The sequence below is a fragment of the Pseudomonas sp. 10(2024) genome, assembly GCF_045164175.1.
GTDB classification, from domain to species: domain Bacteria; phylum Pseudomonadota; class Gammaproteobacteria; order Pseudomonadales; family Pseudomonadaceae; genus Aquipseudomonas; species Aquipseudomonas alloputida.
Genome location: NZ_CP174006.1, coordinates 3,059,415 through 3,084,259, shown reverse-complemented (window position 1 = coordinate 3,084,259; position 24,845 = coordinate 3,059,415). Strand labels below are relative to the sequence as shown.

At 62.7% G+C, this 24,845-nt stretch carries 24 protein-coding genes; 20 read left to right on the top strand and 4 right to left on the bottom strand.

Translation table 11 applies throughout. The annotated features are described in order from the left end of the window. Positions 1-91: 91 nt before the first annotated feature. Entirely contained in the window at positions 92-619 is a 528-nt protein-coding gene (locus ACI7M0_RS13735) for a DUF3455 domain-containing protein (RefSeq protein WP_104887561.1), read from the bottom strand. Between the two features lie 216 nt (positions 620-835). Here ACI7M0_RS13735 and ACI7M0_RS13730 point away from each other — a divergent pair, with 216 nt between their 5' ends. The 4 genes from ACI7M0_RS13730 (at position 836) to ACI7M0_RS13715 (ending at position 4,323) form a co-directional block, all read left to right on the top strand. Continuing rightward, positions 836-1,123, top strand: a complete 288-nt coding sequence (locus ACI7M0_RS13730) for a hypothetical protein (RefSeq protein ID WP_012052457.1) — start codon at positions 836-838, stop codon at positions 1,121-1,123. 402 nt (positions 1,124-1,525) lie between these two features. Continuing rightward, on the top strand, positions 1,526-1,894 hold the full coding sequence (locus ACI7M0_RS13725) for a hypothetical protein (RefSeq protein ID WP_010953909.1): 369 nt from the start codon (positions 1,526-1,528) through the stop codon (positions 1,892-1,894). A 475-nt stretch (positions 1,895-2,369) separates the two neighbouring features. Beyond that, on the top strand, positions 2,370-3,791 hold the full coding sequence (gene ltrA, locus ACI7M0_RS13720; protein WP_405314305.1) for a group II intron reverse transcriptase/maturase: 1,422 nt from the start codon (positions 2,370-2,372) through the stop codon (positions 3,789-3,791). Positions 3,792-4,014: 223 nt separating this feature from the next. Further along, positions 4,015-4,323, top strand: coding sequence for a hypothetical protein (locus ACI7M0_RS13715; RefSeq protein WP_019438490.1), 309 nt, complete (start codon positions 4,015-4,017; stop codon positions 4,321-4,323). A gap of 225 nt (positions 4,324-4,548) precedes the next feature. Here ACI7M0_RS13715 and ACI7M0_RS13710 read toward each other — a convergent pair whose 3' ends face one another. Further along, positions 4,549-4,749 carry a hypothetical protein gene (locus ACI7M0_RS13710; protein WP_104887563.1) on the bottom strand — a complete coding sequence of 67 codons (201 nt, stop codon included), beginning with the start codon at positions 4,747-4,749 and terminating at the stop codon, positions 4,549-4,551. A gap of 169 nt (positions 4,750-4,918) precedes the next feature. Between ACI7M0_RS13710 and ACI7M0_RS13705 the strand changes: the two genes are divergently transcribed. Further along, positions 4,919-5,278, top strand: a complete 360-nt coding sequence (locus tag ACI7M0_RS13705; protein ID WP_104961793.1) for a hypothetical protein — start codon at positions 4,919-4,921, stop codon at positions 5,276-5,278. 42 nt (positions 5,279-5,320) lie between these two features. Here ACI7M0_RS13705 and ACI7M0_RS13700 read toward each other — a convergent pair whose 3' ends face one another. After that, complete coding sequence (locus ACI7M0_RS13700; RefSeq protein ID WP_129932732.1) at positions 5,321-5,527, bottom strand: hypothetical protein; 207 nt, start codon at positions 5,525-5,527, stop codon at positions 5,321-5,323. A gap of 226 nt (positions 5,528-5,753) precedes the next feature. Between ACI7M0_RS13700 and ACI7M0_RS13695 the strand changes: the two genes are divergently transcribed. The 6 genes from ACI7M0_RS13695 (at position 5,754) to ACI7M0_RS13670 (ending at position 11,098) form a co-directional block, all read left to right on the top strand. Further along, on the top strand, positions 5,754-6,734 hold the full coding sequence (locus ACI7M0_RS13695; RefSeq protein ID WP_129932731.1) for a quinone oxidoreductase: 981 nt from the start codon (positions 5,754-5,756) through the stop codon (positions 6,732-6,734). Positions 6,735-6,747: 13 nt separating this feature from the next. Beyond that, complete coding sequence (locus ACI7M0_RS13690; RefSeq protein WP_012052451.1) at positions 6,748-7,596, top strand: TauD/TfdA family dioxygenase; 849 nt, start codon at positions 6,748-6,750, stop codon at positions 7,594-7,596. A gap of 54 nt (positions 7,597-7,650) precedes the next feature. Further along, the gene (locus ACI7M0_RS13685; RefSeq protein ID WP_020191130.1) at positions 7,651-8,703 is read left to right on the top strand and encodes a 3-keto-5-aminohexanoate cleavage protein; all 1,053 of its coding nucleotides are present in this window, start codon (positions 7,651-7,653) and stop codon (positions 8,701-8,703) included. Between the two features lie 127 nt (positions 8,704-8,830). Beyond that, positions 8,831-10,111, top strand: a complete 1,281-nt coding sequence (locus ACI7M0_RS13680; protein WP_064490592.1) for an MFS transporter — start codon at positions 8,831-8,833, stop codon at positions 10,109-10,111. 4 nt (positions 10,112-10,115) lie between these two features. Beyond that, positions 10,116-10,769 (top strand): DsbA family protein, encoded by a 654-nt coding sequence (locus ACI7M0_RS13675; protein ID WP_129932730.1) that lies wholly within the window; start codon positions 10,116-10,118, stop codon positions 10,767-10,769. Beyond that, positions 10,766-11,098 carry a Rieske 2Fe-2S domain-containing protein gene (locus ACI7M0_RS13670; protein WP_020191133.1) on the top strand — a complete coding sequence of 111 codons (333 nt, stop codon included), beginning with the start codon at positions 10,766-10,768 and terminating at the stop codon, positions 11,096-11,098. The genes ACI7M0_RS13675 and ACI7M0_RS13670 overlap by 4 nt, the downstream gene beginning before the upstream one ends. On the opposite strand, the gene ACI7M0_RS13665 is transcribed toward ACI7M0_RS13670, so the two are convergent. Further along, entirely contained in the window at positions 11,061-12,092 is a 1,032-nt protein-coding gene (locus ACI7M0_RS13665; RefSeq protein ID WP_064490590.1) for an AraC family transcriptional regulator, read from the bottom strand. The genes ACI7M0_RS13670 and ACI7M0_RS13665 overlap by 38 nt on opposite strands. Before the next feature lie 246 nt (positions 12,093-12,338). Between ACI7M0_RS13665 and ACI7M0_RS13660 the strand changes: the two genes are divergently transcribed. The 9 genes from ACI7M0_RS13660 (at position 12,339) to ACI7M0_RS13620 (ending at position 24,843) form a co-directional block, all read left to right on the top strand. Next, the gene (locus tag ACI7M0_RS13660; RefSeq protein WP_129932729.1) at positions 12,339-12,914 is read left to right on the top strand and encodes an alpha/beta hydrolase; all 576 of its coding nucleotides are present in this window, start codon (positions 12,339-12,341) and stop codon (positions 12,912-12,914) included. 77 nt (positions 12,915-12,991) lie between these two features. Further along, positions 12,992-14,947, top strand: coding sequence for a DUF1302 domain-containing protein (locus tag ACI7M0_RS13655; protein ID WP_129932728.1), 1,956 nt, complete (start codon positions 12,992-12,994; stop codon positions 14,945-14,947). Between the two features lie 38 nt (positions 14,948-14,985). Further along, positions 14,986-16,344: a DUF1329 domain-containing protein gene (locus ACI7M0_RS13650; RefSeq protein ID WP_129932727.1), complete on the top strand. Its 1,359-nt coding sequence runs from the start codon at positions 14,986-14,988 to the stop codon at positions 16,342-16,344. A gap of 21 nt (positions 16,345-16,365) precedes the next feature. Beyond that, on the top strand, positions 16,366-17,361 hold the full coding sequence (locus ACI7M0_RS13645; RefSeq protein ID WP_129932726.1) for a YCF48-related protein: 996 nt from the start codon (positions 16,366-16,368) through the stop codon (positions 17,359-17,361). 15 nt (positions 17,362-17,376) lie between these two features. After that, the gene (locus ACI7M0_RS13640) at positions 17,377-19,842 is read left to right on the top strand and encodes an RND family transporter (RefSeq protein ID WP_129932725.1); all 2,466 of its coding nucleotides are present in this window, start codon (positions 17,377-17,379) and stop codon (positions 19,840-19,842) included. After that, a complete protein-coding gene (locus tag ACI7M0_RS13635; RefSeq protein WP_129932724.1) occupies positions 19,835-21,613 on the top strand; it encodes an acyl-CoA dehydrogenase C-terminal domain-containing protein in 1,779 nt (592 codons plus the stop codon). The genes ACI7M0_RS13640 and ACI7M0_RS13635 overlap by 8 nt, the downstream gene beginning before the upstream one ends. Positions 21,614-21,624: 11 nt before the next feature. Then, on the top strand, positions 21,625-23,265 hold the full coding sequence (locus ACI7M0_RS13630; protein WP_256658230.1) for a fatty acid--CoA ligase: 1,641 nt from the start codon (positions 21,625-21,627) through the stop codon (positions 23,263-23,265). 206 nt (positions 23,266-23,471) lie between these two features. Beyond that, a complete protein-coding gene (locus ACI7M0_RS13625; RefSeq protein ID WP_129932722.1) occupies positions 23,472-24,272 on the top strand; it encodes a lipopolysaccharide biosynthesis protein in 801 nt (266 codons plus the stop codon). Positions 24,273-24,342: 70 nt separating this feature from the next. Further along, positions 24,343-24,843: a methylated-DNA--[protein]-cysteine S-methyltransferase gene (locus ACI7M0_RS13620; RefSeq protein WP_004576657.1), complete on the top strand. Its 501-nt coding sequence runs from the start codon at positions 24,343-24,345 to the stop codon at positions 24,841-24,843. Positions 24,844-24,845 lie beyond the last annotated feature (2 nt).

The window sequence follows — 24,845 nt, the reverse complement described above, 5'->3', positions numbered from 1 at the left end:
CCTTGTGTAAGGCAAGTACCCCGGCCATCCAGCCGGGGGGCTTGCCATCGAGCGTAGATCATCACTCGCAGGGTGTAGGGTCAGGTGCGTGTCACTTGGCTGTCCAGAACACATAGTCAGCCTGGTACTGGACGACCTGCCTGGCACCTTTGTTCTGCGCCGTGCAGTCGACTGACGGCGCCACACCGCCGCGGGTAGCCAGGCGCTGGATATAGCTGACCTCCTGCATGGCGCCTTTGCCTTCGGCCGGGTTGGCCTTGACCAGTTGATAGGGGATGGCGCCTTTGTCCGCCGGTGCCACTGCCAGCTGGGTGCCGGTGACCTTCGAGCCATCCTTGGCCTGCCAGGTAGCGGGTGGGCCAAAGTAGTCGCCCACCTGTTTACCGGTACGGTCATTGAGCACTGCCTTGGGGCCGACGAAAGTCCATTCGGTCTGACCGGGGGTGTTGGCCTTGTCGCGGCACTCGTAGGTGATCTCGCCGACGCCGACGGTTTCGAGCAGGACGCGATGGCCATCAGGGACTTTGACTGCGTCTGGCAGCGCGGTCTGGGCGAGGGCGGGCGGCAGCGCAAGGGCGAGGCTGCAGGCAAGCAGGCAGGCGGAGTATTTGAAGTTCATGGGCAGTGCTCCTGAAAGTCATTGGGCCGGGCAGTCAAAGGCCGCCCACTAGCAATACCCGCCAACGGGTGGAATGGATGCACGGAATGAAAAAAAATGCGTAGCGAGATGTCCCTGCATGTGCTTGCCTACCATCTCGAACGAGCGATGAGCCTCTTCGTCATCGAAGGACTGCTTTAACGCGCGCACCCCGACAACCCCACGAGGACACTGCAAATGAAGCGTTTGTTACTAGGCCTGTTGCTTGCCGCATCGGGCGCTGCCCACGCCGGTATTCCGCTGTTGAACGCAACATGCCCCGGCAATATCGAGGTCCATGCCGATAAAGGTGGGCCTGTTTACATCAACGGCAAGGAAGCCACGCTGAAGAAATTCAATGACAACTATTTCGAGGCCAAAGGTGGCGGGGTAACGGTATCGTTGTCGATCAACCCGGACGGCTCGCCTGACGTCTCGTATACCGGTAAGAACAAAGCCAATGGCGTATGCCAGATCAAGGACTGACTGCGCGATTGCGCGGTTGGGCTGGCGCAGTGTCAGCGGGCTGCATCAGGGCACTGGAACGGGAATTGCTGTGACCCCTGAGACATTGATCATGCGGAGTACGCAGAAATGACTCAGGATGACCGCTATTACATGATTTTCAGCGTGGTTGCTGTGCTGGTACTGGATCTGGCGGCGACATATGTGTTTCTCAATGCCATTCCCTGACCCCGGTTATGGGGCAGGCCTTACTCGTAATCGGGGGCAACGAGGGCGTGAGGGAAACGCCTCGAACCCTATATAGCAAACAAACCTGATGCCCTGTTGTCGTTGAGCAGTAACATGGGCAGGACAAAAACCAAAAAAGGGCAGGCTGCTTGGCAACATTTCCCAGTTTTCGATGGGGCTGCAGGAGCGTGTCGCGTGAAAAACTCAAGATCGCTGGCAGGTGCAATACTGGTAATCGGGGCAGCCTCGTTGTTCGTCGCAGGCTGCGCACAAAACCCTGATGTGCGTGACAGCCACGATTATACCGCTGGCACTACCGTGAAAAGCCCACCCGCTTATCTGGGCTGCGTCAAAGGCGAGCTACAAGGGAATGTGAAAACCTATGAAGTCGAGGGTGATAACGCGGTCAGGCTTTTCGTCGAAAGCACTGACCCCGACAAGGCAGAGGGTCTTGTAGAGTTGCGGGGCACGGGAAGCGAGCGCCACTTCACGGCCTATCAACGTGATGCCTGGTACGACCATGGCAGGTTGCTGGATGCTGCACTGATGTGTTCAAAAGCGTAATCATCCAACCCCACACCAATAGCCCGCCGTCGAGAGCGGGCTTTTTGTGTGCGCCAGGCATGGCGCGTTGCGCGTAAGCGCAATCCGCTTGGCTGTGGTGGCCAAGCGGGTGACTTGGAGGTGAAAGTCCTCTACACACCCGGCAAGGGGAAGTGTTAGCCAGAGGCAAGGGTGTCGTGGGCGACTGCGAATCTGAAGGAAGCCCGAGGCAAAATGCTGGCCTGACGAACAGGAAGCGGATAGAGGCGGCACAGCGGGGTGAGGTGGCACAAATCGCCAAAGCCCAATACTTGCACGGAACGCTGTGACGTAGATCCGACAGGCATAAGCAGGAAGGTCGCGCGAATTACCCTGGGAGATCTGTACGTTTGCCATTGTGCTACCGCGCGTCGAAAGGCGACGGGATGAGCGTGCAGAAGTCAGCCGAAGCCGTAGTAAGTGGCGGTTAACCGCGCCACCAAGGGCCGAACAGGTTATGCCGCCAGTAGGCGTCGCCGTCTCGTTGGTAACCGTAATGCAGAAATTTCCCACAGCGGAAACTGTCATCCCGAGTTCCGGCCAGAAGCCGAGGGTGACGCCTGACAGTGCAAAGGTATCGACGGCGTCCGTGACGTGGACGAACGCGGAGCCGGACACGCTGATGGAGCGGGTGCTTGCACCGGCCAACCTCAGACGTGCGTATCAACGCGTGGTCAGCAACAAGGGAGCACCGGGTGCCGATGGCATGACGGTCGCTGACTTGGCGGGCTACGTGAGACAGTATTGGCCAACCCTCAAGGTCAGGTTACTGGCCGGTGAATACCAGCCCCAAGCAGTGCGAGCGGTTGAAATTCCCAAGCCGCAGGGCGGCACACGGCAACTGGGAATCCCCAGCGTCGTGGATCGCCTGATCCAGCAAGCACTGCAGCAGCAGCTCACACCTATCTTCGACCCACTGTTCTCGGACTACAGCTATGGTTTTCGTCCGGGCAGAAGTACGCATCAAGCCATCGAGATGGCTCGTGCCCATGTGACAGCGGGACACCGCTGGTGCGTGGAACTCGATCTGGAGAAGTTTTTCGATCGGGTCAATCACGACATCCTCATGGCCTGCATCGAACGTCGGATCAAAGACAAGTGCGTACTCAGGCTTATCCGCCGCTACCTTGAAGCCGGGATCATGTCGGGCGGTGTCGTCAGCCCACGGCAGGAGGGGACGCCGCAAGGCGGCCCGCTTTCGCCGTTGCTGTCGAACATCCTGCTCGACGAACTTGACCGCGAGCTGGAGCGGCGGGGCCATCGCTTCGTACGTTATGCCGATGATGCGAACATCTATGTACGCAGTCCCCGGGCCGGCGAACGGGTGTTGGTCAGCGTCGAGCGCTTCCTGAGAGAACGTCTGAAGCTGACGGTGAACAGAAAGAAAAGCCAAGTGGCAAGGGCGTGGAAGTGCGACTACCTAGGCTATGGGATGAGCTGGCACCAGCAGCCAAGGCTGCGCGTGGCAACGATGAGCCTAGACCGCTTACGCGACCGGCTCAGAATGCTGCTGCGCAGCGTACGGGCTCGCAAAATGGCGACTGTCATCGAGCGGATCAACCCCGTCCTGAGAGGCTGGGCTAGCTACTTCAAGCTCAGCCAGAGCAAGCGGCCGCTTGAGGAACTGGATGGTTGGGTCAGGCACAAACTCCGCTGCGTCATCTGGCGTCAATGGAAGCAGCCTCCCACGAGGCTGAGAAACTTGATGCGCCTGGGGTTGAGCGAGGAGCGTGCCAACAAGTCAGCCTTCAATGGCCGAGGTCCATGGTGGAATTCGGGAGCGCAACATATGAACTACGCGCTGCCAAAGAAACTGTGGGACCGGCTCGGGCTGGTCTCGATACTGGATACGATTAACCGGCTTAGCCGCGTAACCTGAACCGCCGTGTACGGAACCGTACGCACGGTGGTGTGAGAGGACGGCGGGTGTGAATCCGCCTCCTACTCGATCTGCCCATCGCCTGCCCGGCAACGTTCAAAAAAGCGCGGGTGGAGCCGGTATGGCCTGAGCAGCGTTGCTTTGCATTTGCCGGCCCCGCCCGTAATAATCGTTGTATTTGGATGGAGAGTCGCAGGTGGAAGCAAGAAGCGTAGTTGCCGAAATGTTCATTGGGATTCCGACGCATTTCTGGGTTTTGCCTGTTGCCGGCCTGGTTGCCTACTACGGGCTGAAGTGGTCCGCCAGATCCAGTAATCGTGCCACCCTGCTACAAGCCTCGACTTACCTGCTATTGCTGGTACTGGCCGTTCTGCCCAACGGCTTTTATGCACTGTTTCCTCCCGCGCCCGAGCCGGATGTGCTGTTGAATCAATCACCGTTGCCCAACTATGCAGGGCGCTTCTACCTGGATGCGTTCTATGTCTTCAGTGGCTGGGCGCTGAGCAAAGTGGTCAAGTTGAAGTTCAGCTGAGTCTCAGCTCGCAGTCCTGATGCACTGACTGGATCAGTATTTGCTTACCCCTTTTGAAACCGGTGCATCTGGGGGATACGGCAATGCTCTCTGAAGATCTGTACATCATGTTCGTGATTGTCGGCAGTGTGCTGGCCCTGGATATAGCAGCCATCGTGTTGTACAGGGGAGCCAAGCCCTGAGCCCGCATTTGGTTCGCAATGGTGCCGGAGCATCATGAGGACTTCAGCTTTTCTGCTGTACCTGCAGCACCGAACCCTTGTCGTCAGTTACCAGCAATCCGCCGGCGTCGGTGTCGTCTGATTGTCGCTCGGCAAGTGGTACGTCCGGCGAGCGAAAGATGCTACGGCCTTGTTCACCGGTTTTAAGGGTGACGAGTTTGCCATTCTGATAGAAGAACTGAGTGTGGTTGGCGTTGGTTTGCATGGTCTGAAGCCCCTGCCGAGTCGTGGTGTGATGTGCCGTGGGCAGTTTCACTGTTGCAGCGTGACCTTGCTACTGGCAGAAATATCAGGTGCGCTGCACGAATCCCGCTTGGGCGCCGTCCTGCAGCAAGACTTTGGTTGATTAGTAACGCGGCGTCACCCCCGTTAAAATGCAACCTATCCATAACGGCCGATTGCAAATGCCTGACTTTCGTATTTTTATCGCTACTGTGTTGGTTGCCAGCCTCGCCGGTTGCGCAACCCCCGGCAAACCCACTGCCAGCCAACTGACCAAAAAATCGCCGCAGCAGTACGCCGCCTGTGTCCTGCCAAAATGGCAGGCGCTGGCGCCACAGGCCACGCAGAAGTCGATAGCCCACGGCTACCGGCTCACGGCGCCAAGCGCCGTGGCAAGCGACGATGTGCTTGACGTGGTCGACGCTCGCGAGGGCAGCCGTGCGACCTTCTACAAGGGCAGCTTTCTGTCTGGCGACAAGTTACGCCAGGCTGCCAGGCAATGCCTGGATTGAATCAGTGACCCGAGCGGGTTGTGCCGCCCCGATCGCCTGCAGTTACCCCAACTCATCCCGCTTGTTCAAATGCTCGCACTTCACCTGCGCCTCTATCCGGCTCGGATAGCTCGGCTTGAGCCGCTCCTTTGCCTGATTGTCATAAATGTCGAACCCTCCACACACGGTAGCGGCGTAGTAGCGGCTGCCAACGCGGAACGATTCCTTTTCGATCGGCACAGCGGGAACGATAACGAATCTTGGTTGCATTTTTCGTGCCTCCCCAGGCAGAGATTTAAGTATTAGTCTCGCAAGAGGTAACCATCAAGCAGCCTCATGAATAAAGGCGCTGGTCTGAACGCCGGTGGGTCGACAGTACTGTCATCAAATGAAAACCCGCTGTCGTCCGATGCGAAGCACCCCGCAAGCCAAGGGCATACAGTCCAATCACCAGCACTGACGCCTGACGTCCAGATCGATGATTGGAGAGACAAGCATGTCCAAAGTGGTACGTTTCCATCAGACCGGTGGCCCCGAGGTTTTGCGCTACGAGGACGCCGAGGTTGGCGAGCCCGGCCCTGGGCAGGTACGTTTGCGCCAGGTGGCGGTGGGCCTGAACTATGCCGACACCTACTTTCGTAACGGCACTTACCCGATCACGCTGCCCAATGGCATCGGCGTGGAAGCTGCCGGGGTGGTGGAGGCGGTGGGCGAAGGCGTGACCCAGGTGGTGGTCGGTGACCGGGTCACCTATACCGGTTTCCTCAATACCTTGGGTGCCTATTGCACCGAGCGCCTGATCCCCGCTGCGGCGCTGATCAAGCTGCCGGAAACCATTGCCTTCGAGACTGCTGCCGCCATGACCATGCGCGGCCTGACCTCGGCCTACCTGTTACGCCGGCTGTATGACTTCAAACCCGGTGACAGCGTGCTTCTGCATGCGGCTGCTGGCGGGGTGGGCCTGATTGTCGCGCAGTGGGCGCGGCTGCTTGGGCTGAACGTGATCGGCACGGTCTCCACCGAGGCCAAGGCCGAGGTGGCCCGCGCCCATGGCTGCAACCACATCATCAACTACAGCGTCGAAGACGTCGCCAGCCGCGTACGCGAACTGACCGACGGAGTAGGGGTGAACGTCGTGTTCGACAGTGTCGGCAAGACCACCTTCACCGGCTCACTCGATTCGCTCAAGCGTCGCGGGCTGATGGTTTGCGTCGGCACGGCGTCGGGCAGCATCCCGCCGTTCGACCCGCAGTTGCTGGCCATCAAGGGCTCGTTGCAGCTTACCCGCCCGGCACTGGCCGACTTCATCGCCGGTCCGGCAGAAAAGGCTGACCTGGCCGGCGAATTGTTCGACCACGTCAGCAGCGGGCGCATTCGTATCGAAATCAATCAGCACTACGCCCTGCAGGACGCGGTACAGGCCCACCGTGACCTGGAAGCCCGCAAAACCACGGGCTCGTCGATCTTCGTCATCTGAAGAGGGCAACAGCATGCACATCGAACAACTGACCTGCGCGATCGGTGCCGAGGTGAGTGGCGTCAACCTGGCCGATGCGATTCACGATGACGAACTGTTCGCCCAGTTGCGTCAGCAGTTGCTCCAGCACCGTGTGCTGTTCCTGCGCGACCAGCACTTCAGCCGTGCCGAGCATGTGGCCTTCGCCCGCCGCTTCGGCGAGCTGGAGGACCACCCGGTGGCCGGGAGCGACCCGGAGCACCCGGGGCTGGTGCAGATCTACAAGCGCCCGGACCAGCCCAACGACCGCTATGAAAATGCCTGGCACACCGATGCCACCTGGCGTGAGGCACCGCCCATGGGGTGTGTGCTGCGCTGTGTGGAATGCCCTCCGGTAGGCGGCGATACCCTGTGGGCAAACATGGTGCTGGCCTATGAAAACCTGCCAAACGATGTAAAGGCCAGAATCGAAGACCTGCGCGCTCGCCACAGCATCGAGGCCAGCTTCGGCGCTGCAATGCCGCTGGACAAACGGCTGGCACTCAAGGCGCAGTTCCCCGACGCCGAGCACCCGGTCGTACGCACCCATCCGGAAACGGGCGAGCAGGTGCTGTTCGTCAACGCCTTCACCACCCACTTCAGCAACTACCACACCCCGCAGCGGGTGCGCTTCGGCCAGGATGCGAACCCCGGTGCCGGCGACCTGCTGCGTTACCTGATCAGCCAGGCCTACCTGCCCGAGTACCAGGTGCGCTGGCGCTGGAAGCCCAACAGCGTGGCGATCTGGGACAACCGCAGCACCCAGCATTACGCGGTCATGGACTACCCGCCATGCCATCGCAAGATGGAGCGTGCCGGGATCAAGGGCAGCCGCACGTTCTAAGCCTGCCGCCGTCACTGGCGGTAACCGCACAATAACAATAGCGAGGACTACAGCATGCAATTCTTCGACGATTCGTTGCACCCGGAAAACATGGAAAAAGTGGTCATCACCGTCGCCCCTTATGGCCCGGAGTGGATGCCCGAAGACTTCCCTGAAGACATTCCGCTGACCATGGACGAGCAGGTGCAGAAGGCCGTCGACTGCTACGAGGCAGGCGCCACCGTGCTGCACTTGCATGTGCGTGAGCTGGACGGCAAAGGCTCCAAGCGCCTGTCCAAGTTCAACGAGCTGATCGCCGGGGTACGTGAAGCTGTGCCGGACATGATCATTCAAGTTGGCGGTTCGATTTCCTTCGCCCCGGAAGGCGAAGGCGAGGCGGCCAAATGGCTGTCGGATGACACCCGGCACATGCTTGCCGAGCTGACGCCGCGCCCCGACCAGGTGACCGTGGCCATCAACACCACGCAGATGAATATCATGGAGTTGCTGTACCCCGAGTACCTTGAGGGCACCTCGCTGGCCAGCCCCGCAATCCATGCCGCCTACAGCGAAATGACCGTGCCGGCCGGCCCGGCCTGGGTCCGCGAGCACTTGCGCCGCCTGCAGGCCAGCCATATCCAGCCGCATTTCCAGCTGACCGGCATGCATGCCCTGGAAACCCTCGAACGCATCGTGCGCCGGGGTGACTACATGGGGCCGCTGAACCTGACCTGGATCGGTATTGGCGGCGGTTTCGACGGCCCCAACCCGTTCAACTTCTTCAACTTCATCCACCGCGCGCCGGACGGCTGCACCCTGACTGCCGAATCGTTGCTCAAGAACGTGCTGCCGTTCAACACCATGGCGCTGGCCATGGGCCTGCACCCGCGCTGCGGCAATGAAGACACCATCATCGACCAGCACGGCAAACGCTTCACCTCGGTGCAGCAGGTCCAGCAGACCGTGCGCGTGGCCCATGAGTTGGGGCGCGAGATTGCCAGCGGCAAGGAGGCCCGCGCCATTTACCGCATCGGGCAGCAGTACGACAGTGTCGAGCAAACGTTGAAAGCCAATGGCATGGCGCCGAACCGCCAGGCGGGTGAGAAGGGCGTGCCGCAGCGCACTTGATGCGGTTATGGCAGGCCCGGCCTCTTCGCGTGCGTCGCCGCGAAGAGGCCAAAAAACGCAACGTGAGTTCTGGCGGTTACCCATAACAACAAAAACGACACCCACGCTTCACACCCAAGGAGGCAACATGGCCACCTATCTCGTCAGCGCCGAAGACTCCGGCACCGACACTGCCAACAGCATCCCCCGGCGCTATGCCTGGGTCGTCTTCGCCTTGACCTTCGGCCTGTTGATCTCCGACTACATGTCGCGCCAGGTGCTCAATGCGGTGTTTCCGCTGCTCAAGGGCGAATGGGCACTGAGCGACAGCCAGTTGGGCTTGCTCAGCGGCATCGTCGCGCTGATGGTCGGCCTGCTGACCTTCCCGTTGTCGCTGCTGGCCGACCGTTTCGGCAGGGTACGCAGCCTGGTGCTGATGGCCGTGCTGTGGAGCCTGGCCACGCTCGGCTGTGGCCTGGCGGAAAACTATTCGCAAATGTTCATTGCACGCTTCCTGGTCGGGGTCGGCGAGGCCGCCTATGGCAGTGTCGGCATTGCCGTGGTGGTCGCGGTATTCCCCCGCGACATGCGCTCGACGCTGGCCGGGGCGTTCATGGCGGGCGGCATGTTCGGCTCGGTGCTGGGCATGGCCTTGGGCGGGGTGTTGGCCCAGCACCTGGGCTGGCGCTGGGCATTCGCCGGCATGGCATTGTTCGGCCTGGTGCTGGCGATGCTCTACCCGGTCATCGTCAAAGAGGGGCGCATTGCCCCCAAGTGCGCGCAGCAGGCGCTGGACAAGGCCAGCCACCCGCTGCGCACCCTGTACAGCAGCCGTTCGGTCATCGCCGCCTATGTCGGCAGTGGCCTGCAGTTGTTTGTCGGCGGCACCCTGATCGTGTGGATGCCCAGCTACCTGAACCGCTATTACGCCATGGGCACCGACCGCGCCGGGGCGATCGCCGCCGTCATCGTGCTGTGCAGTGGTATCGGCATGATTCTCTGCGCCATGCTCTGCGATCGCCTTGGACGGCAGCGCCCGGACCGCAAGATCAGCCTGGCCATCGGCTATTGCCTGGGCAGTTGCGCGCTGCTGAGCATAGCCTTTGCGTTGCCTGCCGGTACCGCGCAACTGGTGCTGATCTGCCTGGGCATGATGATAGCCGCCGGCACCAATGGCCCGTCCAGTGCCATGGTCGCCAACCTTACCCACGCTGCTGTGCATGGCACGGCATTCGCCACCCTGACCTTGGCCAACAACCTGCTGGGCCTGGCCACCGGGCCGCTGATCACCGGTCGGGTGTCTGACCTGATCGGGCTTCAGGCGGCGCTGCAGTTGGTGCCACTGACAAGCATTGCAGCGGCGGCTGTGTTCTTGGTTGCCAAACGTCACTACCACCGCGACATGGATCGTCTGCGCGCCAGGAGTTGAAACTGTGAAACAGCAATTGTCCATCGAGGTGCTCTTCGATTTCGTCTGCCCCTGGTGCCTGATTGGCCAGCGGCACTTGCAGGCTGCGTTGTTGCTGTTGCAGCGTGAGCAGCCACACGTGCAAGTGCAGGTTCACAGGCAGGGCGTGCAGTTGCTGCCGGGGCTGCCAGCCAATGGGGTACCCTTCAAACAGTTCTACCTTCAACGCCTGGGCAGCGAGCAGGCAGTGCGCGAGCGCCAGACTCAGGTGCGCGCCGCTGCCCGCGTGGTGGGGGAGGATATCGACTTCTCGCGCATCTGCCGCATGCCAAACACCGGCAACGCCCACCGGTTGATGCAGCGGGCCGGCAGTCTGCTTGGCGCGTCGCAACAGCAAGCGTTGCTGGAGCGGCTGTTCATTGCCTATTTCCACCAAGGCCGCGACCTCGGCGATAGCCGCACGTTGCTCGGCATCGCTGAGAGTTGCGGGCTAAAGGCCGCGCAGGTAATCGATTGTCTGCGTGATGATGGCAGCCCGTTCCTCGACGGTGCAGGGCGTGCAGGCAGTGCCGTGCCACGTTATCGCTTCAACCTGGGCCCTCTGATTGCCGGGGTGCGGCCAGCCGAGGCGCTGTTTGCCGCGATGACCGACGCCTTGTCAGAGAGGGTGCAGGCATGAGCCTGCGTATCGCCCTGAACCCCAGCCAGCTGCCGGAGCGCAATGGCCGGGTGCTGCTGGCCTGCGAGGGCCGCAGCGTAGCGTTGTTCAATGTCGCCGGTGCGCTCTATGCCATCGACGATAGCTGCCCGCACCAAGGGGCGTCGCTGTGTGGCGGGCGCCTGGAAGGGCGGGTGATCCAGTGCTGTGCCCACGGCCTGCGCTTCGACCTGGCCAGCGGCTACCTGGTCAATTCCAAGGCGTTGAAAGTTGCCAGCTACCCGGTGCAGCAGGAGGGTGATGCGGTGTTCATCACCCTCGATGGTGACGGGCCTGGGGAGCAGGGCTGACACTGCGTGCCCGCCAGCTGGCCGGCGGCATGCCGTACTGGGCGATGAACCAGCGGGTGAACGAACTGGGCATCGAGTAACCGAGCATATCGGCAATGCGACCCAGCGAATAGCTGGGGTTCTCCAGGTAGCGCATCACCAGGTCACGTCGCACGCTGTTGATCAGGTCCTTGAAGGTCAAGCCGCTGTCTTCCAGCCGCCGCTGCAGGGTGCGTACGTTCATGCCCTGGGTTTGCGCCACTTGCTCGAGGGTGGCCCGACCCATGGGTAGCAGCAGGTAGATGGTCTTGCGCAGCTCCAGCTCCAGCGATGGCTCGCTGCCTGCCGGCAGCGTGTCCAGGTAGCGCCGGGCCAGGCGGGCCATGGCTTCGTTGGCCAGCGGGCTGGCACTGTCGAGGTCGGCGGCAGGGCAGACGATGCCGTTGAACTCGCTGCCAAACACCAGCGTGCAGCCGAAAATGCGCCGGTGAATGGCGGGGTCGGCGGGTGCCGCATGGGTGAAATTGGCGCTGATCGGGTGCCAGTGCGTGCCGAGCAGCGCCGCGCACAAGCGCATCATCACCCCGATAGCCAGCTCGGTGGCCTGGCGGCTACAGGGCGCGCGCTCGCTGATCACCTCTTCGCGAATGACCACGGTCTTGCCAGCTTCTTCGATATGAATGGCCAGCGCGTCATTGAGCAGGTGGCGGTACTGCACGATCACCTGCAGCGCGTCGCGCAGGTTGCGTTGGTGGCTGAGCAGCAGGCTGATTTCGCCGAAGTCCGACAACTGGCGCAGTTCGGCCATGCGCAAGCCGAAGCTCTCGCAGTGGCTGGCGCTGGCGGAAGCTTCCAGCAGGTTGATCACGCTGGCCACCGGGATACGCCGGTTGGGGTCGTCGAGCAACGCCGCGCTGAGGCCCACCTGCGCCAGCAGTGTGTGGGGGTTGAGGCCCAGGTGGCGGGACACTTCCAGGTAGTTGGTCAAGCTGGCGGCGCGGACGAGGGCAGGCATTTTTATTGTTATCCCTATTGTTCAGGCAACCTGGCGCTTTCAGGCAGCAGCACAAGGCTGTTGCGACAAAAAGCACTTGGCTTGCAGGTGCACGGGTTTTATAGCCTGCGTGTCATCAATTGAAAAGCAAAGCCCTGTTCGGGCCATTGTCATCAAATGAAAAGTACCTGACGCCCAATGTGAAGCACCCGGGGGGAGGGCTGTTTACTGTGAACCTCAACAGCTACACCGCACACGAGGTTCACCGTGGAAAAACTGCAAACCACTGCCACCGTGTTGATCGTCCCTGGCCTGCGCGACCACGTCGCCGATCATTGGCAGACGCTGCTTGCCAGCCGCCTGGCGAAGGTGCGCAGCGTACCGCCGCTGAAGGTTGACGGCCTTTGCTGCAACGCCCGGGTCGAGGCGATCCAGCGCGAACTGGAGCAGATCGACGGCCAGGTGCTGCTGGTGGCACACAGTGCCGGCGTGCTGATGGTCGCCCACTGGGCCGCGCGTTACGGGTGGCCGATCAAGGGGGCTTTGCTGGCTGCACCGCCAGACCTCAATGCCCAATGGCCGGCGCACTACCCAAGCCCGGCCAGCCTGGCCGCCCAGGGCTGGTCGCCGTTGCCAACCACGGCGCTGCCGTTCCCGAGCATTGTCGCGGCCAGTAGCAATGACCACCTGGCCAGCTACGCCGCCGTTAGCGAACTTGCCCGCCATTGGGGCAGTGAGCTGGTCAACCTGGGCGCCGTCGGCCATCTCAACCCGGCTTCCGGTTTCGGCCCCTGGCCGTTGGCCGAGGCCCTGATCCGCCGTCTGGACGCCGAAACCCTGTAGTAACGCATGGACGCCCCAGCCACGCCCGCAACAGACGGGCGGCGTAAAAAACAATAACAATACGTGGAGCCATCGTAATGCCAGAACACCGCATTCACCATGCCGTGAAGCCACAGCGCTGCCTGCTCGCCTGCGCCGTCGCCCTGCTCACGCTGCCCGCCGCCCAGGCCGTCGAAGTCGAGACCGGCAATGAAGACTGGGCCGTGCGCTTCGACAATACCGTCAAATACAATTATGGCGTGCGCACGGAAAGCGCCGACAAGCGCATGCTGGGCACGCCCAACAGCAACGACGGTGACTACAACTTCCGCAAGGCCGGCACCAACATCACCAACCGGGTCGACCTGCTGACCGAGCTGGATGTGGTGTATCAGGGCAACACCGGTTTTCGCGTCAGCACTGCCAGCTGGTACGACAAGGCCTACGACAACACCGGCTCCAACAGCAACCCGTTCGTCAATGGCAACGGTGATCAGTCGGGCATCAGCCCCAGCCTCAATGGCCTGCCGGGTACTGGCACACCCCTGGGCAGCCCGCACCTGAGCAACTACGCCCAGCGATACTACAACGGCCCATCGGGCGAAGTGCTGGATGCGTTCGTATTCATGAGCCGTGATGTCGGCGAAGCGTCGCAGGTCAGTGCCAAGCTGGGCCAGCACAACCTGTTCTGGGGGGAAACCTTGCTCAACCCCGTGCATTCGCTGAGCTATGGCCAGTCCGGCCTGGACCTGGCCAAGCTGGCGGCCTCGCCAGGCACCGAGGCCAAGGAGCTGTTCGTCCCCCGCAACCAACTGTCGACCTCGTTCCTGGTCAACTCCGAACTCACCTTGGGGGCGCAGTACTTCTTCGACTGGGATGCTGCCCGCTTGCCCGAAGTGGGCACCTACTATGGCGGCGCCGATGTGGTAGGCGAGGGCGCGCAGAGCTTCCTGCTCGGCCACACCGGCACCCCGGGCTTGATCCCGGTGCGCGGAGCGCTGACCACCATCCGCCGCGGTCATGACCTGACGCCCGGCAAGAGCGGCGACTGGGGCATCATGGCCAGGTGGTCGCCGCAATGGCTGGGCGGCACCCTCGGTTTCTACTACCGCAAGACGTCCGAGATTCTGCCCCAGGCCTGGCTCGATGCGCGCGGCATGACCGTGGCCAGTGGCCCTTTCGGCAACCCGCCGGGCAGCCGCCAAGGGGCGGTCGGTAACCTGTACAACTCGCTGCAAAGCACCACTTACCAGTTCGCCTACGCCGACAACATCGACATCTATGGCCTGAGCCTGTCCAAGGATGTGGCCGGCATCAGCGTCGGCAGCGACCTCAACATCCGCCACAACATGCCGTTGGCGAGTATCCCGGCAATCGTCAGTGCCCCCGGCCAAGGTGGCCTGGGTGGTGGCTTCGGTTTACTGCCGTCGCGCCTGCCCAGCAGCGGGGTGGTCTACGACGTACCCAAGGATGGTGACAGCCTGAGCGCCACTGGCGACACCCTGCATTTCACCGTCAACGGCCTGATGACGATGGGTGACACGCCGCTGTTCGACTCGGCAACCCTGCTCGGTGAGCTATTCTACAGCAACCTGCTCAAGCTCGATGGCCACAACGAGGCTTTGTACAAAGGCAAGGGCAGCTACCGCGGCATCGACAAGGCGACCCGCGACAACTGGGGTATCGCCGTCAACTTCACCCCCACCTGGTACCAGGTGTTGCCGGGCATGGATCTGAGCATGCCGTTGTCGGTCAACGTCGGCCTGGACGGTGTCTCGCCGGTGCAAGGCGGCGGCGCCGAAAACACCGGCAATTACGCGGTGGGCTTCAGCGCCGCGATCTACAACCAGTACTTCGTCGACCTCAAGTACGTCGACAGCTTAGGTGAGACCAAGGCCTGCAAGGACGGCCAGACCGACGGCAGCACCCCCAATGCCCTGGACGGCGAACAGGATTACACCTGCTACGGCGGCGGCTACGCCTCCTTCTCCGGTGGTGGCGCCACCACCGAAGACCGTGGCGCGCTGTACCTGACCGTCAAGACGACCTTCTGAGTCCTGTTTCCTACCGCCTACACAGGAAGACAACCATCATGATCTTCGTACGTACCCTGCTGGCCTCGTGCCTGTCGCTGGCCGCGCTCAACGCCGCCCAGGCTGCCGTTTCTCCTGACCAGGCTGCACACCTGGGCAACAACCTGACCACCCTCGGCGCCGAAAAGGCCGGCAATGCCGACGGCTCCATCCCGGCCTACCAAGGCGGCCTGCTTACCCCGCCGGCCAGCTATCAGAGCGGCGCCAGCATGCGCCCCGACCCGTTTGCCAGCGAGAAGCCGTTGCTGGTCATCGATGGCAAGAATGCCGATCAGTACAAGGGGCAACTGACCGCCACTACCCTCGAACTGCTCAAGCGCTACCCCAGCTACCACGTTGACGTGTACCCGACTCACCGCAGCGTCGCGCTGCCGCAGGCGGTGCTGGACAACACCCGCAAAAATGCCACCGGCGCCAGAAGCCAGGAGGGCGGCACTGCCGTGGACAATGTGCTGCCGGGCATTCCGTTCCCCATTCCGCAGAACGGCGCCGAGGCCATGTGGAACTTCCTGCTGCGCTACCAGGGCGTGAGCATGACCGCCAAGTACGACTCCTGGAACGTCGATGCTGCTGGCAAACCGTCATTGTCGACCACCGGCCAGGCGCACATCAGTTACCCGATCTATGAGGACATGGCCAAGCCGATCGGCGCCAAGGACACCTATTACCAGATGAAACTGGTGTACACCGGGCCCGCACGCCGTGCCGGTGAAGCAATGATGCTGCGCGACGCTGCCAACCCGCTGGTGCAGCCGCGCAGCGCCTGGCAGTACCTGCCGGGCCAGCGCCGGGTCAAGCTGGCGCCTAACCTGGCCTACGACACGCCCAACCCGGGCACCTCCGGCTCTGGCACTTACGATGACGTGTTCGTCTTCAACGGCGCGCTGGACCGCTACGACTGGACCCTGGTCGGCAAGCAGGAAATGTATGTGCCTTACAACACCTACCGGCTGACCTACAACACCGACGTCAAGCAGTTGATCACCCCCAATCACCTGGCGCCGCAGTTTGTACGCTGGGAAAAACACCGCGTGTGGGTGGTGGAAGGCAAGCTCAAGGACGGCGCGCGTCACATCTACCACAAGCGCCGCTTCTACCTCGATGAGGACAGCTGGATCGCGCTGGCCTCGGACCAGTACGACGCCCGTGGCCAGCTGTACCGGGGTTCGTTCGCCTTCCTTACCCAGAGCTATGACAAGCAGACCCCGGACGCCACGCCGTTCATGATCTACGACCTCATCGGCGGCACCTACAACCTCAACGGCGTGGTCGGTGCCTACGGCGGCATCCGTTACATCGACCCGTTGTCGAAAACCCAATGGTCGCCCGATTCGCTGGCCGGCAACGGCATTCGCTAAACGCACGGAGCAGAGGTTCCAATGCCTGTCTTCAAACGATGCAGCGTGGTGATGCTGGCCCTGGTTGCGCTGCATGGCGCGGCCCAGGCAGCGCCATTCACCGATGTGCTGGATGTGCCCGCCATGCCCAGCGCCCTTGCCAGCAGCAGCGCCCTGCGTGATGTGACCTGGGCCGGGCAGCGCCTGGTCGCGGTCGGCCCGCGCGGGCACATCCTGTATTCCGATGACCACGGCGCGCACTGGCAGCAAGCCCAGGTGCCGGTCAGCGCCGACCTGAATGCGGTGAGCTTCGCCACGCCCGAGCTGGGCTGGGCGGTGGGCCATGACGGTGTGGTCCTGCACAGCCGTGACGGTGGCATGCACTGGCAAAAACAGCTGGACGGCCGGGTACTGGCCGAACAGCTGCCAGGCGCGGGCACCGACAATGCCTTGCTCGACGTGTGGTTCAGCGATACCCGCACGGGCTACGCGGTGGGGGTGTTCAACCTGCTGCTTCGCACCACGGATGGCGGCAAGCACTGGCAGCCGTGGCTCGACCACAGCGACAACCCGCAAGGCCTGCACCTGACCAGCCTGGCCGCGGTGGGCGACGAGCTGTTCATCACGGGCGAGCAGGGCCTGTTGCTGAAGTGGGACGGCAAGCGCTTCGCTCGCGTTGGCACACCCTACGCCGGCACCTTGTTCGGTGCCGTCGGCAAGCCCGGCGTGCTGCTGATATACGGCCTGCGCGGCCACGTCTATCGCAGTACCGATGGCGGTCAGCAGTGGCAACTGATCAACACACGGATCAACACCAGCCTCACCGCCGCCGGTATCGACCGTGACGGGCAGCTGTGGCTTGCCAGCCAGGCCGGTGACCTGCTGCTCAGCCGCGATGACGGCGCCAGCTTCAGCCCGGTAGCCCACAGCCCCCGCAGCCCAGTCACCGCACTCGTCAGCGATGCCGGTAACGGCCTGGTGCTGGTGGGCGAGCGTGGCGTGCGCAACCAGGCCGGTAACCCCACGCAGCACCCCTGACAAGAGAAGACCCTGATGGCCGCTACCCGCCAAGATACGCTTCCGGTAATCCGCAACCTCGCCGATTTCGACCCACGCTCGGGCAATTGCCTGGAACGCCTGGTGTTCAACCATCGTTGGCCATTTCTGCTGTGCATGCTGCTGGCAACCTTGGTGCTGGGCTTCATGGCGGCGACGCGCCTGGAGCTGCGCCCCAGCTTTGACAAGATGCTGCCGCAGAGCCACCCCTACATACAGAACTACCTGGAAAACCGCGCTTCGCTGCGCGGATTGGGCAATGCGGTCCGGGTGGTGGTAGAGAACACCCACGGCGATATCTTCGACCCGGGTTACCTGCAGACCCTGCGCCATATCAACGACGAACTGTTCCTCAGCCAAGGCGTGGACCGGGCATGGGTGAAGTCCTTGTGGAGCCCGGCGGTGCGATGGACCGAGGTAACCGAGGAGGGTTTCCAGGGCGGCCCGGTCATGCCTGACGGGTATCAAGGCGCAGCCGGTGATATCGAACAGCTAAGGCAGAACATCGAGCGTGCCAACATCGTCGGCAGCCTGGTAGCGCGCGACTTCAAGTCGAGCATGCTGGTGGTGCCGCTGCTGGACCAGGACTCAGCCACCGGCAAAGGCCTGGACTACCATGCCTTTTCGCAAAAGCTCGAACAGTTGCGCAGTCAGTACCAGGCCAGCGGCCAGTACCGCATTCATGTGATCGGCTTCGCCAAGCTGATGGGTGACCTGATCGACGGCCTGATCCAGGTGATGGCGTTCTTTGCGCTGGCTGTGCTGACCAGCCTGGTGATCATCTACTGCTATACCCGCTGTGTGCGCAGCACCTTGCTGGTGGTGGTGTGTTCGCTGACTGCGGTGGTATGGCAGCTGGGTATCGTCGCCTGGCTGGGCTATGCCATCGACCCGTATTCGATCCTGGTGCCGTTCCTGATCTTTGCCATCGGCGTGTCGCACGCGGCGCAGAAGATGAACGGCATCCTTCAGGACATAGGCCGCGGTACGCACCGGCAGATTGCCGCCCGCTACACCTTCCGCCGCCTGTTCGTGGCCGGGGTCACCGCACTGCTGGCCGATGCCGTGGGCTTTGCGGTGCTGATGCTGATCGATATTCCGGTGATCCAGGACCTGGCAATCACCGCCAGCATTGGTGTGGCGGTGCTGATTTTTACCTCGTTGCTGTTGATGCCGGTGGCGCTGTCCTATGTCGGTGTAGGCCGCAAGGCTGCCGAGCGAGCGCTACGTATCGATGCTCGCGCGGATCAGCACCGTGGCTTCGGCCGGCTGTGGGCGCTGCTTGACCGATTCACCGAACGCAAGTGGGCCAGTGCTGCACTGCTGGCTGCCCTGGCGTTGGCCGCCCTTGGCACCTGGGGTAGCCTCCAGCTGAAGATCGGCGACCTCGACAGTGGCGCCCCCGAGCTGCGTGCGGACTCGCGCTACAACCTCGACAACGCTTACATCACCCAGCACTACGCACTGTCCAGCGATATCTTCGCGGTCATGGTCAAGACGGCTCCCGAAGGCTGCCTGCAATACCAGACACTGATCCTCGCCGACCGCCTGGCCTGGGAGCTGCAGCAACTGCCGGGTGTGCAGACCACCGTGTCGCTGGCAAACGCGGTGCGCCAGATCACTGCGGGTACCTACGAAGGCAACGCGCGCCTGAACAGCCTTCAGCGCAACCAGGACGTGCTCAACTACGCCGCCCAGCAAGCCTCGGTCAACGCCCCGGAGCTGTTCAACAACGACTGTTCGCTGATGCCGGTGATCGCCTACCTCAAGGACCACCGCGCCGACACGCTGGCCCAGGTGGCTGTAGCGGCTGAGCGTTTCGCCCAGGCCAACAGCAATGCTGACCACCAGTTCCTGCTGGCCGCCGGCAGCGCCGGCATCGAGGCCGCCACCAACGAGGTGGTGCGCGAGGCCAACCACCGCATGCTGTTGCTGGTGTACCTGGCGGTGACCCTGTTCTGCCTGGTCACCTTCCGCAGCTGGCGAGCGACGCTGGTGGCAATCCTGCCGCTGATGCTTACCTCGGTGCTGTGCGAGGCGTTGATGGTGGCCATGGGCATCGGCGTCAAGGTCGCCACCTTGCCGGTGATCGCCCTGGGGGTGGGCATTGGCGTGGACTACGCGCTGTACCTGCTCAGCGTGCAGTTGCACTACCAGCGCGCCGGCCTGAGCCTGGCCCACGCCTACCAGAAAGCCCTGGCCTTCACCGGTCGGGTGGTGGGGCTGGTCGGTATCACCTTGGCCGCTGGCGTAGCCGGCTGGGCCTGGTCGCCAATCAAGTTCCAGGCCGACATGGGCCTGCTGCTGACCTTCATGTTCCTGTGGAACATGCTCGGCGCGCTGGTGCTGATACCCGCGTTGTCGCACTTCCTCCTGCGCGGCCAGGGCGCCCTGGCAGCTGCCGATGCCCAGGCGCCGGCGCTTTCGCAAACCCAAGAAACCGAGTGCTCGCCTCATGTCTGATTACCTTGCGCCACTGCGCGACATGGATTTTCTGTTCAACGAAGTGTTCGACATCCCGACCTGGTGGGCGCAAACGCCCATACTGGCCGAGGTGGTCGATGGTGACACTGCCCGGGCCATACTCGAGCAGGCCGGCAAGCTGATTGCCGAGCGAGTGGCGCCGCTCAACCGCAGTGGTGACGAGCAGGGCTGCCGCTGGGAGGCTGGCCAGGTACGCACGCCCGACGGTTTCACCGATGCCTACCGGGCATTTGCCGCTGACGGCTGGGTCGGTGTGGCCGGCGACCCGGCCTACGGCGGCATGGGCATGCCGAAGGTGATCGGTGCCCAACTCGAAGAGATGCTCAATGCCGCCAACCTGTCGTTTGGCCTGTACCCGATGCTGACCGCCGGGGCCTGCCTGGCACTGCTCAACCATGCCAGTGAGGCTTTGCAGGCGCTGTACCTGCCACCCATGTACCAAGGGCGTTGGGCCGGTTCGATGTGCCTGACCGAGCCCCACGCCGGCACCGACCTGGGCCTGATCCGCACCCGGGCACAACCCCTCGCCGACGGCGGCTACCGCATCAGCGGCACCAAGGTCTTCATCACTGGCGGCGAGCAGGACCTGACCGAGAACATCATCCATCTGGTGCTGGCGCGGCTACCGGATGCACCGGCCGGCCCCAAAGGCATCTCGCTGTTCCTGGTGCCCAAGGTGCTGGTCGACGCCGACGGCGTGCTTGGCGAGGCCAACGCAGTGAGCTGCGGCTCGATCGAGCACAAGATGGGCATCAAGGCCTCGGCCACCTGCGTGATGAACTTCGACGGCGCCATCGGCTACCTGGTCGGCGAGCCGAACAAGGGCCTCAATGCCATGTTCACCATGATGAACTACGAGCGCCTGGGCGTGGGTATCCAGGGGCTGGCGCTGGGCGAGCGGTCTTATCAGGGAGCCATCGCCTATGCCCGTGATCGTCTGCAAGGCCGCGCGCCGTCGGGTGTTGAAGCGCCGTCGCAGTATGCCGACCCGATCATCGTCCACCCGGACGTACGCCGCATGCTACTGACCATGAAAGCGCTGAACGAGGGCGGGCGGGCATTTTCCACCTACGTGGCGTTGCAGTTGGACATGGCCAAATACAGCGACGACCCGGCTACACGCGCCAATGCCGAGGCCAAGGTGGCGTTGCTTACGCCGGTCGCCAAAGCCTTCCTCACCGACATGGGACTGGAGACTACCCTGCACGGCCAGCAGGTGCTGGGTGGTCACGGCTATATCCGCGAGTGGGGCCAGGAGCAGTTGATTCGTGACTGCCGCATTACCCAGATCTACGAAGGCACCAATGGCATCCAGGCGCTCGACCTGGTAGGGCGCAAGCTATTTGGTGATGGCGGCAAGGCCTACCGTGGCCTGTCTGACGAAATCGTCAGCTTTGCCCAGGCGCTGCCAGTGGCGCACGCCGAGTTCAGTGCGCCACTGCTGGCTGCCGTGCACAACCTTGACGAACTGAGTGCCTGGCTGCTCGACCGCAGCCAAGGCAACCCGCGCGAGCTTGGCGCGGCGGCGGTGGAGTACCTGCACGTGTTTGGCTACACCTTCTACGCCTACCTGTGGGCGCGCATGGCCGTGGTGTGCCAGGGCCAGGCGGCACCTGAGCCGTTCCACCTCAGCAAGCTCGGTACCGCGCGCTTCTACTTTGCACGCCTGCTACCACGCATCCACTCGCTCAGCGCCAGTGTCAGGGCCGGCAGCGATAGCCTGTACCTGCTCGAGGCCGAGCAACTGTGATGGCCGCCAACATGCTCACCACTCGCGTCATGCCCCGGGCCGAGCAGGCCTATGCCTATCCGCTGCTGATCAAACGCCTGCTGCTGTCGGGTGTGCGCTACCAGCCCAACCAGGAAATCGTCTACGCCGACAAGCTGCGCTACACCTACACCACGTTGCTGGAACGCATCCAACGGCTGGCCAACGTGCTGACCACGGCCGGGGTCAAGCCTGGCGACACGGTGGCATTGCTCGACTGGGACAGCCACCGGGCACTGGAATGTTTCTTTGCCGTACCGATGCTGGGGGCGGTGTTGCATACGGTGAACGTGCGGCTGTCCAGCGAGCAGGTGCGCTACACCATGAACCACGCCGAGGATCGGTGGGTACTGGTGCATGACGACTTCCTGCCATTGATGCAGCAGCTATGCGCCGACCTGCCGGCAGTCGAGGGCATCATCCGCCTCAGCGACGGCGCTGCCGACGCGCAGACAGTGCCTTTGCTGGGCGAATACGAAGCCATGCTGGCGGCTGCAGCGCCACAGTTCGAATTTGCCGACTTCGACGAAAACTCGCTGGCCACACTGTTCTACACCAGCGGTACCACCGGCAACCCCAAGGGTGTGTACTTCAGCCACCGGCAACTGGTGCTGCATACCCTGGTCGAGCAGGGCACCTTGGCCGCGTGTGGCGAGGTAGCGCTGCTGCGCACCGGCGATGTGTACATGCCGATCACGCCCATGTTCCACGTGCATGCCTGGGGCGTGCCCTATGTGGCCACGGCGCTGGGCATCAAGCAGGTCTACCCCGGGCGCTACGAGCCCAACCGCCTGGTGCGCCTGTTCCATGACGAGGGGGTGACGTTCTCCCATTGCGTGCCGACGGTGCTGCAGATGATGCTCGACAGCGAGCAAGGGCGCTGCACTGACCTGACCGGCTGGAAGATGCTGCTGGGCGGCAGCGCCCTGACGCTGAGCCTGGCACAGCGTGCCAGCGGGCGCGGCATCAGTGTGCATTGTGGCTACGGCATGTCGGAAAGCTGCCCGCTACTCAGCATCACCCACCTGAGCACCGACTTGCTGGCACAGCCCATGGCGCAGCAACTGCCGCTGCGCATCGATGCCGGTGTGCCGATTGCCTTGGTGGACCTGCGTATCGTCGATAGCGAGGGCAGGGAAGTACCGCACGATGGCGCAAGCCTGGGCGAAATCGTGGTGCGCGCGCCTTGGCTGACCCAGGGTTACCTGCACGAACCGGAGCAAGGCGCGGCGCTGTGGCTGGGGGGCTGGATGCACACCGGTGACCTGGCCTGTATCGACTCGCTGGGCGTGGTGCGCATCCGCGATCGCATCAAGGACGTGATCAAGACCGGTGGCGAGTGGGTCAGTTCGGTGGCGCTGGAAAACCTGATCAGCCAGCACCCGTCCGTCGCCTCGGTCGCGGTAATCGGTATTCCTGATCCACAGTGGGGGGAACAACCTTTGGCCTTGGTGGTCTGTCATGACGGTGTGCAGTTGGACCAGCCGGCATTGGCCAGGCACCTGCAGCCGTATGTTGACAGCGGGCACCTGGCCAAATGGGCGATACCGCGGCAGGTGCGGTGTGTGGACGAGATCCCCAAGACCAGTGTCGGCAAGATCGACAAGAAACGCATTCGCCAGACTGCAATATAGATGTGGCTTGCGATGCCTGGGGGCGCCTTGCGCCCCATCTTGTTGCTGGCGGGGGCTTTGCCCGCGCGCTCAGCAGCCCCAAAACCCCGCCAAACAAGGGAATGGCGGTTGACTTGAGTTCACCCAGGTAAAGTTAGGTAAAAGCGGCCACGGCATATACACGGATCAGTATTGTGGTTTGTACTGTCCAGTTAAAGATGCCATTGATGAACACACTTCCGTCGCAGCCAAGCGCTGAACGCGGGGCGTTCTCCGGTTTCGAGGCGTGTCGCAATTCCCAGCAGGGCCCCGTGGTGATCCTTGCCTCCGGCGCTTCTGCCAAACATTTTCCGCTGGGCGAGTTTGCGCACTTGCCCATCATCGCCATGAACGGGTCGGTCGCCATGACCGCCGAACACGGCATCAAACCCTTCTTCTACGTGTGCACCGACAAAAGCTTTTGCCAGCAACAGCCGGCCTTGTTCGCCACTGCCGTGCGCGACAGCGAACGCCTGGCCCTGTGGCCTGAGCAGTATGCGCGTGCCGATGTGCCAGCCCACACCCAGTGTTATGCCTTGCACAAAGCCGACATGCCGAGCCTGCTGGACGGTTTGCGCGGCCATGGTGACAGTTGCGTGTGCAACCGGGCACTGTGGAGCAAACGCAGCCGCTCGATTGCCTTCAGTAAAGACATGGCCCATGGCTTTTTCGATGCCCGCACGGTGGCTTATGTGGCCTTGCAGTTGGCCTATCACCTGGGCTTCGAGAAAGTGTTGCTGGTGGGGGTAGACCTCGACCAGAGCGTCGGGCGCTTTTACGAGGACGGCCAGGGCCCGTCTTCGCCGTGCGGACTCGACCAGCATTGGGACAGCCGCATCCTGCCGTCGTTGAAGCTGATGGCCAGGGAAGTGGTCAGCGAGCATTTCCACGTCTACAACCTGTCGGCAACATCACGCATTCCCGCTGAGCTGATACCCAAGGTCACGCTCAGCCAGGCGCGGCACATTGCTGGCTGTGCAGTTACCTGAGCAAGAAAGCGGGTGCATGAAAGACTGTGGATGCGTACAGTTGGGCGGTCGCAACTTGCAGGAGCCGGCTATGTCCAGCGCATTCACGATCATGCCATCGCCCGTCGGTATGCTGACCCTTGTGGCCCGTGGCAATTGCCTGGCAGCCGTATTGTGGGAAGAGGAGCGGGAAAACCGCGTACGCCTGGGCGCACTGCACCGGGACGACCAGTGCCCGGTATTGCGGGAAACCGCTCGCCAGCTGGGCGAGTACTTTGACGGCAAGCGCCAGCGTTTCGAGCTGGCGCTGGACTTTGCCGGTACTGAGTTCCAGCGCCAGGTGTGGGCCGCATTGCTGGCGATACCGTTCGGCGAAACCCGCAGCTACAGCGACATTGCCCGGCAGCTCGGCAACCCCAGGGCGGTACGCGCGGTTGGCGCTGCCAATGGCCGCAACCCGATTTCGATCATCGCTCCCTGTCACCGGGTAATCGGCGCGTCGGGCAGCCTGACCGGCTTTGCCGGTGGCCTGGCGGCCAAGCAGTATCTGCTGGCGCTGGAAGGGCGGCAAAGCCTGGCACTGGACCTGTAAGG

What these genes read in the sequence shown, in the direction of transcription:
- ACI7M0_RS13710 (WP_104887563.1), bottom strand. Translation starts at nt 4,749, where the DNA reads ATGCAAACCAACGCCAACCACACTCAGTTCTTCTATCAGAATGGCAAA.
- ACI7M0_RS13625 (WP_129932722.1), top strand. Translation starts at nt 23,472, where the DNA reads ATGAACACACTTCCGTCGCAGCCAAGCGCTGAACGCGGGGCGTTCTCC.
- ACI7M0_RS13655 (WP_129932728.1), top strand. Translation starts at nt 12,992, where the DNA reads ATGCCAGAACACCGCATTCACCATGCCGTGAAGCCACAGCGCTGCCTG.
- ACI7M0_RS13670 (WP_020191133.1), top strand. Translation starts at nt 10,766, where the DNA reads ATGAGCCTGCGTATCGCCCTGAACCCCAGCCAGCTGCCGGAGCGCAAT.
- ACI7M0_RS13640 (WP_129932725.1), top strand. Translation starts at nt 17,377, where the DNA reads ATGGCCGCTACCCGCCAAGATACGCTTCCGGTAATCCGCAACCTCGCC.
- ACI7M0_RS13645 (WP_129932726.1), top strand. Translation starts at nt 16,366, where the DNA reads ATGCCTGTCTTCAAACGATGCAGCGTGGTGATGCTGGCCCTGGTTGCG.
- ACI7M0_RS13635 (WP_129932724.1), top strand. Translation starts at nt 19,835, where the DNA reads ATGTCTGATTACCTTGCGCCACTGCGCGACATGGATTTTCTGTTCAAC.
- ACI7M0_RS13700 (WP_129932732.1), bottom strand. Translation starts at nt 5,527, where the DNA reads ATGCAACCAAGATTCGTTATCGTTCCCGCTGTGCCGATCGAAAAGGAA.
- ACI7M0_RS13685 (WP_020191130.1), top strand. Translation starts at nt 7,651, where the DNA reads ATGCAATTCTTCGACGATTCGTTGCACCCGGAAAACATGGAAAAAGTG.
- ACI7M0_RS13695 (WP_129932731.1), top strand. Translation starts at nt 5,754, where the DNA reads ATGTCCAAAGTGGTACGTTTCCATCAGACCGGTGGCCCCGAGGTTTTG.
- ACI7M0_RS13650 (WP_129932727.1), top strand. Translation starts at nt 14,986, where the DNA reads ATGATCTTCGTACGTACCCTGCTGGCCTCGTGCCTGTCGCTGGCCGCG.
- ACI7M0_RS13620 (WP_004576657.1), top strand. Translation starts at nt 24,343, where the DNA reads ATGTCCAGCGCATTCACGATCATGCCATCGCCCGTCGGTATGCTGACC.
- ACI7M0_RS13690 (WP_012052451.1), top strand. Translation starts at nt 6,748, where the DNA reads ATGCACATCGAACAACTGACCTGCGCGATCGGTGCCGAGGTGAGTGGC.
- ACI7M0_RS13735 (WP_104887561.1), bottom strand. Translation starts at nt 619, where the DNA reads ATGAACTTCAAATACTCCGCCTGCCTGCTTGCCTGCAGCCTCGCCCTT.
- ACI7M0_RS13705 (WP_104961793.1), top strand. Translation starts at nt 4,919, where the DNA reads ATGCAACCTATCCATAACGGCCGATTGCAAATGCCTGACTTTCGTATT.
- ACI7M0_RS13665 (WP_064490590.1), bottom strand. Translation starts at nt 12,092, where the DNA reads ATGCCTGCCCTCGTCCGCGCCGCCAGCTTGACCAACTACCTGGAAGTG.
- ltrA (WP_405314305.1), top strand. Translation starts at nt 2,370, where the DNA reads ATGCCGCCAGTAGGCGTCGCCGTCTCGTTGGTAACCGTAATGCAGAAA.
- ACI7M0_RS13630 (WP_256658230.1), top strand. Translation starts at nt 21,625, where the DNA reads ATGCTCACCACTCGCGTCATGCCCCGGGCCGAGCAGGCCTATGCCTAT.
- ACI7M0_RS13680 (WP_064490592.1), top strand. Translation starts at nt 8,831, where the DNA reads ATGGCCACCTATCTCGTCAGCGCCGAAGACTCCGGCACCGACACTGCC.
- ACI7M0_RS13715 (WP_019438490.1), top strand. Translation starts at nt 4,015, where the DNA reads ATGTTCATTGGGATTCCGACGCATTTCTGGGTTTTGCCTGTTGCCGGC.
- ACI7M0_RS13730 (WP_012052457.1), top strand. Translation starts at nt 836, where the DNA reads ATGAAGCGTTTGTTACTAGGCCTGTTGCTTGCCGCATCGGGCGCTGCC.